Raw genomic sequence first — 13345 nt, 5'->3', positions numbered from 1 at the left:
ACGGCTCGTGCCCTCGGATGGCTATCGAGGTCCGGGACGATAGTGGGCCAGTGCTGCAGGTGAAATTCACCTTCGAGGTTGTTAAGGCCGCGTTGGCTTACGTCCTCTTTGATTTTGGAACCGCCCCAACGGTCTTGTCATGGCCGCTCCCCTGAATGGAATGGGGCCATCATAGTTGGCGGTAATCTCGTCTCGCGTCCCGTGGTTCTTTCCTGAAGTGATGCGTCACGCGAACAATTCAGCATTTCGATAAGTCATAACTCGTGATCGCCATCTAACCCGATTGATAGATGGCTGACATCATAGAGCGGCTTTAGTATCCGGTTCGTTGCGTAGCTGGAGGGCATTGTAATGGGACAGAAGGTCCGAATAGTCAAAGCCAAAGCAATATTGCGCAGCCAAACTCTTTCCAAACAGTTCGCCGAACTACAGAAACTCAAGGAGCAGATCCGGCTCGCCGAAGCAGCAGCGAAGCGGTCAGCTCGGCGAAGGCCCGGGCTGACGGCTTGATCTCGACCTGCCGCTCACTGCCGCTGCCGCTCGATCGCGAGTGCGAGGCCGGTGCGGTATTCCGCCGACTGGAACCCTTTGCTGTGGGCTTGTCATGCAACGTCGGCCAGCCGCGTTCGATTAGCTCAGATCGGGCTTGAAGCCCGCCGGCATCGCCGGGACATCGTCAGGATTGGCGGGATTTCTATTGCAGTTCGGGCAAGGTGCGCCGGCGCCGCCGCAACCACAGGCCCTTTCTCCCAAGAACGGTCGATCGAGGTGATTTTCACAACCCACCGAGTGTTGTCACACCGAGGACAGTACCGCATCGAATTCCGCCCGGTAGCAAAGGAAAACCAACGTCGATGCCAGTTATTACGTTCCAGGCGATGAAGCGCGGTTTAACTTAGGTTCGCGGCTATCCTACAGTGTTTGTCAGCAATCTGGCATTCCCGCCGGACGTGCCGACGCATTTCCAGTGGAGCTGGTCGTGTCAGAAGCGCCAGAACCGGTGGCGCTGGACGTGGTTGAGCCAACAGTAGTCTTGGGTGTCTTTTCCGACGCTGATGCACCAGCGTCAGTCGGATTCTTTTCGCGAATGATGTTACGGCTTACATCCCAGCATTGCTTGGGCGTGACGCCCTGATCCGGGTTTGCAGTAACACCCGTTCCTTGTGCGTTTGCGACGCTGGTGACTGCCAAAAGGGTGGCGCCACAAGCCGAAGCGAAATAGATCGTCCTCATGGTTCTTTCCTCCTCATCTTACAGTCGGGCGAACCATTATCTGTTTGCGGGATTCAACCCGCCGGTGTCTGCTCGGCCTCCGCTCGTAAAGAGCCGAAACGTGTCTGCACCCCCTTTGGTTCGCTTCAGCGCCGCTGCAATCGAAAGGGCCGAGTGTTCGGCTTCGTGCAGCTCTAGAAGCCTACGGTCGTCTTCCTCCGCCCAATCCCTACTTCTGTCGGATGTGATGCATTGTCAGTCAAAGCGCGTGTCACCCAAAACGCAGCTTGAGCTGTGCTCGTTCCATTTCCGCGAGGGTTTCGACAAATTGTCTGACCGGGGTCCGGAACCTGTCACATCCTGGCGCTAGTCGCGGCGCCGCAGGATGGCGAAGGCAAAGAAGCAATCGAGCCGTCGGTGAAGCAGGACCGATCGCGGGTCGCTGGCGGGCAAGACTACGAGGTGCGGAAGCTAGGAAAATTCGGAAGTCGGCAGCCACCGACTGTTGTCACACCGAGGAGAGCAACGCATCGAATTCCGCCAGGTAGCAAAGGAAAACCAATGTCGGTGCAGCTATTGCGTTCCAGGCGATAAAGCGCGCCTAACTTTTGTTGTAGCGAGAGACGGCTGTCCGGTGCTGTCATTTCGGCGCGGCCCTTTGTGGGTGAAGGGCTGGCCTCCAGGGGCCTCAGCTCCACGTCCCGGAGCTGAGGCTCTCGGTGCTGGGCAAATAGATCAGCCGAGCGCCAGTTGGTTTCGCCAATCCCCCCGCTCTATCAATTGCCATTTTATCCCGAAAATTTCTGTCGTGAGTCGTAGTTCGAACCGACATCAGAATCGATCAATGCTTCAATGTTGGCGTTTTCAGCACGTGTATTTAATTCGCGATTGGCCCGGCTCGCTAGAGCCGGGCTTTTCGTTGTGTTAGGCGCTGACGGACATGAGAGTACCGACTGACCAGGTCTGGTCTTGAGGAAGAGCGGACTTCCCCTTTGGGAGCCGACCCAAAGCGGGCACCACTGACGTAAGCGGATGTCGTCTACTGACCCGAATAATGGGACGGCACGACTTACTTGGCCGCGCCTTCATCCCAAATCGTCGAGGTCTTCCGGCTCAAGCTTGAGGGCGGCCGCAAGTACGTTATCTTCCAGATGATCGATGGATCGAGTGCCGGGGATTGGCAGCATAACAGGTGATTTAGCAAGCAACCACGCGAGGGACAGCGCAGCGTGCGTGAGACCGCGACGCGAGGCGACTTCCTTTATCTTCTTTGCCTCAGGCCACGCTTCCCGCCCAAGGGGTACCAGGGCAGAAAAGCAATTCCGAGACGCTCGCAGGCGGCGAGTACACCTTCGCTGGTTTGGTTTCGTAGATTATACTCGTTCTGAACCGACACGATTGGTGTGATGGAGCGCGCGACCTCGAGCTGGGCAACCGTGACGTTCGAGACGCCTATAGGTTACACATCGGCGGGCTCGTAGCCTGAACGAGATTCCCCTGCAAGATCAAGGTGGTGGGGAAGGAAGGACTCGAACCTTCGAAGCCATACGGCGGCTGATTTACAGTCAGCTCCCTTTGCCACTCGGGACACTTCCCCGTCCGTCAGCATCAGGAACCGGCCGCCCGAGTGGCGGAGGACCGGACCATGGATGACGCTGAGGCCGAAAGCCCGTTTCGAACCGGCTGCGGCCGGCGCGTTTATGGGCGAAGCGGCATGCCAAAGTCAACCAAGGCGGACCACCAAAAGTAGGTTCGATGCGGCCAAATTGCCATATTCGCCCCCCCGTGACACAAGCTCCCCATGAGCGATCGCGACCGAAAAGTGCCGTTCCGCCGCGGCGGCGGCAAACCCTTCGAAAAAGGGCGAAAATTCGCGCGTTCCGCGGATAGGCGCGAGCGCGGCGGCGATTCCGACGGACCGGTGATTCTCTACGGCTGGCACACGGTTTCCGCGGCGCTGGCCAACCCGGAACGGCGGATCCGAAAACTGTTCCTGACCGAAAACGCCGCCCGGCGGCTGGCGGACGAGCATATCGAGACCCGCGTTGCGCCCGAAATCGTCCGCCCGAATGTGATTGACCAGCGGCTCGGCCCCGACGCCGTGCACCAGGGCATGCTGGCCGAGGCCGATCCCCTGCCCTCGCCCGATATCGATACGCTGCCGCAGCAAGGCATCGTGCTGGTGCTCGACCAGATCACCGATCCGCACAATGTCGGCGCGATCATGCGCTCGGCGGCGGCGTTCGCGGTGAAGGCGATCGTCACCACCGCCCGCCACAGCCCGGAGGCCACCGGCGTGCTGGCGAAATCCGCCTCCGGCGCGCTGGAACTGGTGCCGCTGGTGACTGTGCAAAATCTCGCCCGCGCGCTGACCGAACTGAACAATCGCGGCTTCATGACGGTCGGGCTGGACAGCGAAGGGACCGAGGATCTCGGCGCGGTGACATTGCAGCAGCCGCTCGCGCTGGTGCTGGGCGCCGAGGGCAAGGGCCTGCGGCAACTGACCCGCGAGACCTGCCGTGTGGTGGCGCGGCTCGACATGCCCGGCGAGATCAAGAGTCTGAACGTCTCGAACGCCGCGGTGCTGGCGCTCTATATCGGCGCAAGCCGGTTGGGTCTGATGAAATAAAGAACGCCCGCACGCGGGAAGCGAACGGGCGTCGAGATTTCAAGCTTTCTCTGAATCAGTAGTAGCGGCGCAGCACCGGCCGGCCATGGTAATAACGTCCCGTATGGGCATAGCCGTACCGGTGATAATGGCGGTGCGCGCGATAATGATGCGGCCGGTTGTAGCCATAGCCGTAACCGGAGATCGTGCCTTCGCGATAGACCGGATACGGCGCGAAATTGCCGGGACCGGTATAGGTCGGGCCCTGGTTGACGTAATAGTACTGCTGCTCCGGATCGGGCAGACGCTCGCGCACCCAGCCGCCGCAGGCGCCGCAGCCGGCATATCCGTAGGTCACGACGGGCGCGACGTAGACCGGCGCTGCGCAGGGAGCGTAACCGCAGGCCATCGCCGGGGCTGCGGCCATGACGGCGACCGCCGCGACCAATCCTTTAAGTATCTGACGCATTACTCTCTCCTGTCCTTTAATTTTGCTTGGTCTTCTTAACGTGGAAGGTCGGGCGGGCCGCGCCTGTAATCCCGCGGCGCGTAGATGATCTCGGGTGGGTCGACCGGCACATTGGACTGCGCCGGCAGCGGCGCCGACTGCGCCGACCAGGACTGATGGTAGCTCTCGGCTGGTTGCGGCAGCCTTCGGTTCGCCGGCGGCTCGACTTCCAACCGCCCGTAGCCCGGCATGCGGCCGGCGCTCGGATAATAATGACCGACGCGCGGCACCGGATCGATATAGCGGCCACCGTAGATGGTCGGCTCGACATGGGTGCCCCTGCCGAGACCCCAGTCGCCCTCGACCACCGCATACGATGCATCGACGCCGTTAATGATGATGGGAACGCCGGGACGGCCCGGAATCACAATCTCGAAGCCGCCGCCGGCGAAGGCAGACGACGTCGTCGCGATGAAAAGTGCCAGTGTGACGCCAACACGCATTCGCTTGGGCCCGGGTTTTCCTCGTCCCAATTTAGTCCAACAGGGCATTTCAAGGGTTAAGGCGGCCGACGAAACTGCCGGTAAGGCTAACGCGCCAGCATGGAGCGCCGCTCAATTGCAATAAAAGACGCTATCCAAGCGTTAACGCATCTGGACCGCCCGGCCGCTCGATTGTCATATGCGCCGCGATACCGCACCATCCCGCCCCTTCTCCCAACGCCAGCCGAAATGCCCGAGATGACACTCAAAACGCCTGCGAAAAACGTGCTGTGGATCATGTGCGACCAGCTTCGCTACGACTATCTCGGCTGCACCGGGCACCCCGTGCTGCAGACGCCGAACATCGATGCGATGGCCAAGCGCGGCGTGCTGTTCTCGAATGCCTATGTGCAGTCGCCGATCTGCGGCCCGTCGCGGATGTCGTTCTATACCGGTCGCTACATGCGCTCGCATGGCTCGCACTGGAACGGCTGGCCGCTACGCGTCGGCGAACCTACGCTTGGCGATCACCTCAAGAAGATCGGCGTGCGCAACGTGCTGGTCGGCAAGACCCATATGGCGCCCGACCTGGAAGGATTGAAGAATCTCGGCATCCCCGCCGACTCCATCATCGGCGTGCATGTCTCGGAATGCGGCTTCGAGCCCTATGAGCGCGACGACGGCCTGCATCCGACGGGACGGCCGCGACCGGCCTACGACAATTATCTGCGCCAGCACGGCTATGACGCGCCCAATCCGTGGGAGCATTGGGCCAATTCCGGGCAAGCGCCGGACGGCAGCCTGCAGAACGGCTGGCTATTGGTTCACGCCGACAAGGCTGCCCGCGTGCCGGACGAACATTCCGAGACGCCCTACATGACGCGGCGCGCGATGGAATTCATCGCGGAAGCCGAGGATGACGGACGTCCCTGGTGCCTGCATCTGTCCTACATCAAGCCGCACTGGCCCTATATCGCGCCGGAGCCCTACGCCAGCATGTACGGGCCTGAGGACGTGCAGCCGGTGATCCGCTCGCAGCAGGAACGCGCTGGGGCCCATCCGGTGTTCGCCGCCTATATGGACATGCGCTATTCCCGCAACATGTCGCGCAACGAGGCGCGCGAAAAAGTCATTCCGACCTATATGGGCCTGATCAAACAGATCGACGACCAGATGGGCGTCTTGATGCGCTTCCTCGAAGCGCGCGGACTGCTCGACACCACCATGATCGTGTTCACGTCCGATCATGGCGACTATCTCGGCGATCACTGGATGGGCGAGAAGGATCTGTTCCACGAGCAATCGGCAAAAATCCCGCTGATCGTGATCGATCCCTCGCCTGCCGCAAACACTACGCGCGGCACGGTCAGCGATGCGCTGGTCGAGGCGATCGATCTGGCGCCGACCTTCATCGATTATTTCGGGAGCAACCCGCCGGACCACATCCTGGAGGGGCGCTCGCTGCTGCCGCTCCTGCACGGCGGCAAGCCAGCCGATTGGCGCAAGGTGGTGTTCTCCGAATACGACTACGCCATGCAGGATGTCCGCGTGATGCTCAACCAGCCGATCGAGCGCTGCCGCCTGTTCATGGTGTTCGACGGCCGCTGGAAATTTATTCACGCGTCCGGCTTCCGGCCGATGCTCTATGACCTCGAAACCGACCCGCAGGAATTTGTAGACCGCGGCGCCGATCCCACCTGCGGCGAAATCGTAGCCCGGCTGCAGTCGGAGCTGTTCGACTGGGCGCTGCATCCGAAGATGCACGTCACGACGCCGAACGCAAAGATTGCCGCCTATGCCAACCAGCAACTGCAGGTGAGAAACGGCGTGCTGATCGGCATCTGGGACGAGGCCGAGCTCGGTGCGATCAGGGAGAAGATCGGGATCAAGCCTTAAGACCCGTGATGCGCATTTGCGAGACAGTGGCCCAACCAAAAAGACGTCCGGCATTCTGCCTCGCCATCAAATGAGCGTGAGACGTGAGGCAGTTCACAGCAGAGAGTTGCGAGTTGATCTAAGGCCGTCGCGAACCCGGCTCCGGGAGACGAGCCATGCCATTATTCAATAGCCAGATCGATTGGCGGGGAATGGGCACGATAGTGGTCGTCGGGCTTTTCACCTTGCTCGTGCTTGCGTTTGCCGTCATCAGCTACGTGGATTGGTCATCGAACGCGGCCGTGGCCGAGTTTATGAACGCGACTGAATCATCGGCATCTGATCCGAACCATTCCAACGAATCTGCTGCTCGGATTCCATCCGCCAAGGCCCGAGCGAACTGCCCCCTCGGCAAGAAATCGCCACCAACTCAACTACTGCCCTTGCCGTAATCCGCGCGGACCAATTCGATCTCGCGCGCTTACGACGCTCAACGAGCGCGGCTGAACGATTTCATCCGCGGCCAAGAAGTTCGACCGGGGTACGGTAGAGTTCGTTACTGTCTCCGTCGGTGACACGCACGGCACATCCTGTGGAACACAGCTCGGGACGAACGATGCGAAGCTCGCTCGCGAGGCTTTCCGCCTTATCGATCGCGTTTTCTGTGTTTTCGAGAAACATGCCGCCCTGGTTTTTGAACTCCGCGCCGATGACGAGATCAAAATTGAAGTATGGCATTGGTGCCCCCTGCCAAATTCAAGCTGCACGGAAGCTAACCTGAGTCTCGTGGGTTCCCTCAGTTCAATTTATTTTCGGCGCCTGATTGCGGTCGTCTGTTGCGCTTCGGTACCGCGACCGCACCATCGCGTGCACATCATCCGACGAGCCATCTGCGAATATTTGGAACTGGTGTTGCGGCCAAGACACGTCGTGTCGACAAATTGCGGCAGCTCACCCCACCCTTGTTGCAGTTCCGAGCACGCGGACGCTACGGTCCGCCCCGAAACACTTCTCAGTCCTTCGGGGAGAGCCATGAAGCCATATCGCGGCGGCACGAATTTTGTTGGCTGGCCATCCTTTCTCCGCCGGGCATCGTTGCCTCGACTGCAGGCGATAGCGATCGCGGCCTTGCTGCTCCTGCCGATCGGCGCAGATCCCGCGCTCGCAAGGAACCCTCCCGCGTCGTCAGCTTCGACTGCGCATGTCTATCTGCTCCGCGGCGTGCTGAATATTTTTTCTCTGGGACTCGATGACATTGCGGTGCAGCTACGGGCGCAGGGCATCCCGGTCACGGTCGCGAACTTTGCCTCCTGGTCGTCGCTCGCCGACGAAGCCGCCGTCGGATACCGGAGCGGCAGGATCAAGACGATCATTCTGGTCGGACATTCCTCAGGCGCGACCGCGCTGCCTGATATGGTCGCCAAGCTGGATCAGCTTGGCGTTCCCGTGAAGTTGGCCATCGGCCTGGATTCGGTGTTTCGCACCAGCCTCTCGGGACGCGTCGGACGCTATATTAATTTCTACATCGCCAACGGCGCCGGCACGCCGGTTGAGAAAACCGGACGATTCCAGGGCAAGCTCGAGAATGTGAATGTACAGGACGTGCCCGGCGTCGGGCACATGTCCATCGAAAAGAACCAGATCATGCAGCGGAAGGTGATTAGCGAGATCGACGCTGTCGTCTTCGGCCGATCGGCACCGGCTTCGCCAACACAAAGGCCGCGGCAGCCTGGAGAGGCAAATGCGGTGAGATCAGGCACGGCAAGCACCGCCGCGGTACAATAGTAGCTCAAACACCGTCGCCGAAGCGACGAGTGCCGCAAATTCTGCCGATTCCTCGACGATAGATCAGTCGCAGAGCGCCGGAGGGCGTGGCCCGCCGCCATTCCAAGGTCCGGCGTGCCTTTGCGCCCAAATCGCGAGCGGAATGTACATGAGAAGTCCGACGCAGGTTGCGTCCGTTGTGGTCCGTGCAGCCCTTTCCGCCTGCATCTTGACAGCCGTTTGCAATCTGGCGGTCGCCGGTCCGGCACGCACCGCCAATGCTGTCGCAACCGTCGCTCCCGACACTCCGCCGGCCGCGATCCAGCCGCAGGCACGCGTCTACCTATTCCGCGGCGCGCTCGGTCCGATCTTTTCGCGCGGGATGGACCGACTGACCAATCGTCTCCAGGAAGCCGGTATCCGGGCTGACGTCTACGAATTCACCATTTGCCGGCTGATCGCGGATCAGGCCATCCGCGATTTCCGTGACAATGCTGCTCCCATTGTTCTGGTCGGTCATTCGATGGGCGGACTGTGCGCCTTGACGTTCGCCGGGATACTGAAGTCCGAAAACATCCCGGTAAGCCTGGTGGTGACCATTGATCCGGCTCACGCAAGCCCGAAGGTGCCGCTGAACGTCGAGCGCTACATCAACATTTTCCTGTCCGACAGCATATTGGGCGGCGGCGATGTGGTGGCGGAACAGGGCTACCAGGGTCACTACGCGAGCTTCGATCTAAAGGAGCATGAGGAAGTCACCCACATCAACATCGACAAGATGGATTCCATCCACGAGCAGTTGGTGACTGCAATCGCGCAACTTGCGACGACGCCTTTGCCGGCCAAGGGAGAGGCGTTGCCGCTACGCTACGTCGTTCCTTCCGATGCTCCGCTGGAGCTGTGGGACAGCGGCACGCAGCAGCTCGCCCGTTCGGGCGATACCTTGCCCAAGCTTGCGGCGCTCAACCATGTGCCCCTGTGGTCGCTTACCCAGGCCAATCAGTATTCGGACAGTGCACCGCTGGCAGTTGGTCAGCGCGTCCTAATTCCGCGCCGTCTTGCTCCATCCGTCGCGACATCCGCAGCGTCGCGACAGAAACGGTAACTTGCAGTGGTCAGGTGCGCGGCAGGAACGGAATCAGCATCGGAACGCGACGGCAATACGATCCATAGGCATCCGCACCGAGTTCCGCCGTGAGGAAGCCCTCCTCCATCCGAGCCTTCAATCCCATCCCGAGCGAGATCAGCGCCGCACCCAGCATCGCGGTCACCGTTCCGACCGCGATACCCGTCACCAGCATGCCGGCGATAAGCCCGGTATAGATCGGGTGGCGCACCAGCCCGTAAGGGCCGGTGTCAATGACCTGATGACCCTCCTTGTGGGTGATCGCGTTCGACCAGAAACGTCCGAGATGAATTCGCCCCCACCAGGTGAACGAGATCCCTGCGAGGACAAGGCACGCCAGCACGTAGATGCCAAGGGTGCCAAACTGCCAGAGCGGCTTTTCCCCCAGCACCTTGCCAGTCAATGGCAAGAAAAGAATGGCCCCCGCGAGAATGGGGAGGCGGTATTTGAGCGAGTCCCAGGTCATCACGTGTTTCTTGGTTTGACCGGACCAGAACGATGCCAACACCCAGCTCATGACCCACAAAATCCAGATGATGGCAAGCAACTGTGTTGGCCAGGTAGTGGTCCAGCCACTCAGGGCGAAAGCCAGCCATTGACCAGGATCGTTCAGCATGTTGCGGACTCGTCTTAAGCGATTGGATCAACGGCCGAACAGGCGCTCGACATGAGCCGGTCGCGTATCCGGCGCTGCGTCCCATTCAGGTTGGTTGTGGCCGGCATCGAGCAGATGCGCAATGGTTTCCCGCAATACGGGTTCGACGGGGCCCGGCGCATAACCCAGCTCTCGTTGCGCTTTTTCGATCGACAACGCCCCCGCCCGCAACGCAATACGAACGCCTTCGGCCGTACCGGACGGAGGCCGGCGCGTCACGTGATCGGCGATGAACTCCAGCGTTGCAGTGACCATTTCGGCGACCTTGCCGTTCACTTGAATGCGCCGGACTCGACGGCCGCTGATATCAGCCATGAGTTCGAGAACGCGTCTCAGCGGAATGCTTTCGCCACCGAGAACGTAGCGATGTCCGGCGTGTCCGCGCTCCATGGCAAGGATCAGGCCTTCGGCGGCGTCGCGCACGTCGACAAGGTTCACGACAAAATCAAGGTGCAATTGAAGACGCCGGTTGAGAAAGTACCGGAGCATCGCCGTCGGCGGGGTGACGTTGTGGTCATAAGGCCCGACGGGCATGGTGGGACAGCCGATAATCACCGGATATCCGGATGCCGCCGCCTGCATGGCGAACCGGTCGGCGAGCATTTTCGAGCGCGTATATGGACCCGGCATGTCGTCTGGCAGCAACGCATCATCAGCGACAGGAACCATCGATGGCGAGGCACGGAACAGAATGGATTCCGTCGAGCAGTGCAGGAAGCGCTTTATGCCGCACTTGCGCGCCGTTTCAATAACGATCTCGGTGCCACCGAAGTTGACGGTGTGAAAATCGGCCTTCCGCGGCATCCACATCCCCGGCAGGCCGGCGAGGTGATAGACCTCGTCGACCCCATCCATCGCGCGGTCCACCAGGTCCCGATCAAGCACCGATCCGCGGACATACTGAGCTTGCGGCAACGTGCGAGGGGGTGGCTGAAGATCGAGCACCCTCACCTGCCCACCTCGCGCGATCAGCGCCGAGACGAGGTGCTTTCCGATGAATCCACTGCCGCCTGTGACCAGTATGCGCGTCATGCTACGGGTGCACTCAAAGCTGAGCTAATTGAGATCAAGATGCAGCACCTTGCGGATGCACTTGGATGATGGTGGCGAGATCGCGCCGAAAGCCCAGCGCGATAAACAGCTTCGCCATGACAAACATTGGGCCCAGCAACAGGTGGGTCGGATTGTCGACCAGCGCCGGTTGCCGCCGCTCGAACACGCGGTGCCCAATAATCTGCGATGCAACACCGATGACAATCAGGATGGCGGTAAGCGACCACATGCCGGCAGTCGTCATATGACCAACGATCACGGCAGCGGCCGAGAGCAACACAACGGCGGCTGCAAGGATCCCGGCGCCAAGCGCGAAGTCGAGCAGGAACCAATAGACGAGCACCGGTACGACAGCGATGGTTGCCACGCTGGTCTGGATCCCGAATACCGTGATGGGCCACAGGCTGAGTGGAAGGATGGCGGCCAGGAACAAGAACACGATACCGAAGACGTGCATCGCGCAATTCCAGGGATCACGATGATATTCAACGTAATCCGCAAGCTGCCGCCGAAAATATGAACTCATGCGGTGCTTATCCCCTATTGTCGGCAGACGCGGTTAGACGGATTGAACCTAAAACCCGGTGCACCTGCTTCGGTGGCCAACTCCCATCAGAGACAGAATGGTAGTTAAACTTGGGAATCATCCTCAAGTCAAAGCGCGGCCGCGGGAGGTTTCACAACCCTTGAGAGCGAAGGGGCTGCCTATTGATAAATATGCAATAATTCAGATGATTAGCATGTACAGGAGCTTCGGGAACTGCCACGCGCTGCGATGATTTCCGGCAGGTGTTGCCGTTCAGCCAAGCAGTCATGATCGTTTCATATTGCACGCTTTACCCCGCGGTGCCAGGCACCGGCGCGGTCGCTCCGATGGAATGACGGCGCAACGTCGCGATCAAGGACAAGATCGGGATGGAGCCATGAGGAGCGCACGCCCGCTACGGCGCCTCACGCCGATGCCATATGGGCCTGGCGCCAGGCTGCCGGTGGCGTTCCCACCGTTCTGCGAAACGCACGATTGAAGGCAGCCTCGGAATCGTAACCCACCGCCTCTGCGATACGGGCGATCGGATCGCGCCCGGAAGCGAGCAGGCCCGCCGCGAGCTGCATGCGCCAGCGCGTCAGATACTGCATCGGCGGCTGTCCGATCAGATGGGTAAAGCGCTGCGCGAGGGTCGAGCGCGACAGGCCCACCGACTTCGCGAGCTCATCCAATGTCCAATCCGCCGCAGGGTTGCCATGCAACAGATTCAGCGCCTGACCGACATGTCGATCGCCGAGTCCTGCAAGCCAACCGGTCTGCCCGGGACCGAGCGCTTCGATATGGCAGCGGATCGCCTCGACAAAGAGCAACTCGCCCAACCGCGCGAGGACGCCCTCTCCGCCTGCCCGACGTCCCTCGGTTTCGGTCCGCGCGGCATTGATAAGAAATGCAAGACTCGAGCGATCGCGATATGCACTTCCGCGCAGATGCAGGACTGGAGGCAGCGCCTCCAGGAGCGGATTAAAGGGACGCGCATCGCAGCCGAGAAATCCGCACAGGATGCGCGCATCGGCAGGGCCGTTGTCACCAATGCTGATCCTGTGGGGGAGCTGGTCAGCCGTCGGCTGACGGTAGTAGCTCAGATCAGGGATCGCTCGCATGCCGGGTCCACTTGAAAGCACATGCGGTGAGCCTTGCGGAAATGCGATGATGTCGCCCGCATCGAGCTGAACCGATGGCTCATCGATCAAGCCGCCCCAGCAGCAACCATCGAGCACGACGTGATACTCGATCACGTGCTGCGCCCCCGGCAACACGGCTGAAGCGCAGGCGGACGATGCCGGGGCCGCGGCCACCCAGGGCGCGCGGACGTCGAGATGGAAGAACATCGCACTGCAAAGTCGTACGGCGCGCAACACATCGGACAGGGCATCCGCCCCCATAGTCGCAGCTCCAATCGGACGCTCGGTCACGCTTCTCGGACGGACGGCAAAAATAGGGAAAATTCAGACGCTCAGTCAAGCCATCCGGCAGCCTGGTCATTTGCCGCGCCTCCGCGAGGACCTATGTCCATCTCGCCAAAGGAGGCAGCAATGAACATGATAGTCAGAGAATTGAACGAGCAGAAGCTGGAAG

The 13345-nt window shown here is 60.6% G+C and carries 13 protein-coding genes, 1 tRNA gene and 1 pseudogene; 5 read left to right on the top strand and 10 right to left on the bottom strand.

The window, feature by feature from the left end; genetic code table 11:
• Positions 1–924: 924 nt before the first annotated feature.
• The 3 genes and pseudogenes from HCN50_RS32825 to HCN50_RS32810 form a co-directional block, all read right to left on the bottom strand.
• Complete coding sequence (locus tag HCN50_RS32825; RefSeq protein ID WP_171713988.1) at positions 925–1233, bottom strand: hypothetical protein; 309 nt, start codon at positions 1231–1233, stop codon at positions 925–927.
• A gap of 1064 nt (positions 1234–2297) precedes the next feature.
• Positions 2298–2668 (bottom strand): annotated as a pseudogene (locus HCN50_RS34935) (aldo/keto reductase).
• Between the two features lie 55 nt (positions 2669–2723).
• Positions 2724–2809, bottom strand: a tRNA-Tyr gene (locus HCN50_RS32810).
• A 204-nt stretch (positions 2810–3013) separates the two neighbouring features.
• On the opposite strand from HCN50_RS32810, the gene rlmB reads away from it, so the two are divergent.
• Complete coding sequence (gene rlmB, locus HCN50_RS32805; protein ID WP_171713987.1) at positions 3014–3841, top strand: 23S rRNA (guanosine(2251)-2'-O)-methyltransferase RlmB; 828 nt, start codon at positions 3014–3016, stop codon at positions 3839–3841.
• A gap of 55 nt (positions 3842–3896) precedes the next feature.
• Here the strand turns inward: rlmB and HCN50_RS32800 are convergent, their stop codons facing one another.
• Together HCN50_RS32800 and HCN50_RS32795 are read right to left on the bottom strand one after the other, a co-directional pair.
• On the bottom strand, positions 3897–4289 hold the full coding sequence (locus HCN50_RS32800; protein ID WP_171713986.1) for a hypothetical protein: 393 nt from the start codon (positions 4287–4289) through the stop codon (positions 3897–3899).
• A 35-nt stretch (positions 4290–4324) separates the two neighbouring features.
• Entirely contained in the window at positions 4325–4771 is a 447-nt protein-coding gene (locus HCN50_RS32795) for a hypothetical protein (RefSeq protein WP_171713985.1), read from the bottom strand.
• Positions 4772–5008: 237 nt separating this feature from the next.
• Here HCN50_RS32795 and HCN50_RS32790 point away from each other — a divergent pair, with 237 nt between their 5' ends.
• Both HCN50_RS32790 and HCN50_RS32785 read left to right on the top strand, forming a co-directional pair.
• On the top strand, positions 5009–6646 hold the full coding sequence (locus tag HCN50_RS32790) for an alkaline phosphatase family protein (protein ID WP_171713984.1): 1638 nt from the start codon (positions 5009–5011) through the stop codon (positions 6644–6646).
• 155 nt (positions 6647–6801) lie between these two features.
• Entirely contained in the window at positions 6802–7077 is a 276-nt protein-coding gene (locus HCN50_RS32785) for a hypothetical protein (protein ID WP_171713983.1), read from the top strand.
• Between the two features lie 61 nt (positions 7078–7138).
• On the opposite strand, the gene HCN50_RS32780 is transcribed toward HCN50_RS32785, so the two are convergent.
• On the bottom strand, positions 7139–7363 hold the full coding sequence (locus tag HCN50_RS32780) for a hypothetical protein (RefSeq protein ID WP_171713982.1): 225 nt from the start codon (positions 7361–7363) through the stop codon (positions 7139–7141).
• A 294-nt stretch (positions 7364–7657) separates the two neighbouring features.
• Here HCN50_RS32780 and HCN50_RS32775 point away from each other — a divergent pair, with 294 nt between their 5' ends.
• Both HCN50_RS32775 and HCN50_RS32770 read left to right on the top strand, forming a co-directional pair.
• On the top strand, positions 7658–8410 hold the full coding sequence (locus tag HCN50_RS32775) for a hypothetical protein (protein WP_235977386.1): 753 nt from the start codon (positions 7658–7660) through the stop codon (positions 8408–8410).
• A gap of 361 nt (positions 8411–8771) precedes the next feature.
• Positions 8772–9494, top strand: coding sequence for an alpha/beta fold hydrolase (locus HCN50_RS32770; RefSeq protein ID WP_235977385.1), 723 nt, complete (start codon positions 8772–8774; stop codon positions 9492–9494).
• Positions 9495–9504: 10 nt separating this feature from the next.
• Here the strand turns inward: HCN50_RS32770 and HCN50_RS32765 are convergent, their stop codons facing one another.
• From HCN50_RS32765 to HCN50_RS32750, 4 genes are all read right to left on the bottom strand, one after another.
• The gene (locus HCN50_RS32765; protein ID WP_171713980.1) at positions 9505–10131 is read right to left on the bottom strand and encodes a methyltransferase family protein; all 627 of its coding nucleotides are present in this window, start codon (positions 10129–10131) and stop codon (positions 9505–9507) included.
• A gap of 27 nt (positions 10132–10158) precedes the next feature.
• Complete coding sequence (locus HCN50_RS32760) at positions 10159–11202, bottom strand: NAD-dependent epimerase/dehydratase family protein (RefSeq protein WP_171713979.1); 1044 nt, start codon at positions 11200–11202, stop codon at positions 10159–10161.
• A gap of 34 nt (positions 11203–11236) precedes the next feature.
• On the bottom strand, positions 11237–11749 hold the full coding sequence (locus tag HCN50_RS32755; protein WP_171713978.1) for an Mpo1 family 2-hydroxy fatty acid dioxygenase: 513 nt from the start codon (positions 11747–11749) through the stop codon (positions 11237–11239).
• Between the two features lie 425 nt (positions 11750–12174).
• Entirely contained in the window at positions 12175–13152 is a 978-nt protein-coding gene (locus tag HCN50_RS32750; RefSeq protein WP_171713977.1) for an AraC family transcriptional regulator, read from the bottom strand.
• Positions 13153–13345 lie beyond the last annotated feature (193 nt).

It is taken from the genome of Bradyrhizobium archetypum, assembly GCF_013114835.1.
GTDB classification, from domain to species: Bacteria; Pseudomonadota; Alphaproteobacteria; order Rhizobiales; family Xanthobacteraceae; genus Bradyrhizobium; species Bradyrhizobium archetypum.
The sequence above is the reverse complement of the archived record's forward strand: the minus strand, read 5'-3'. Positions and strand labels throughout refer to the sequence as shown.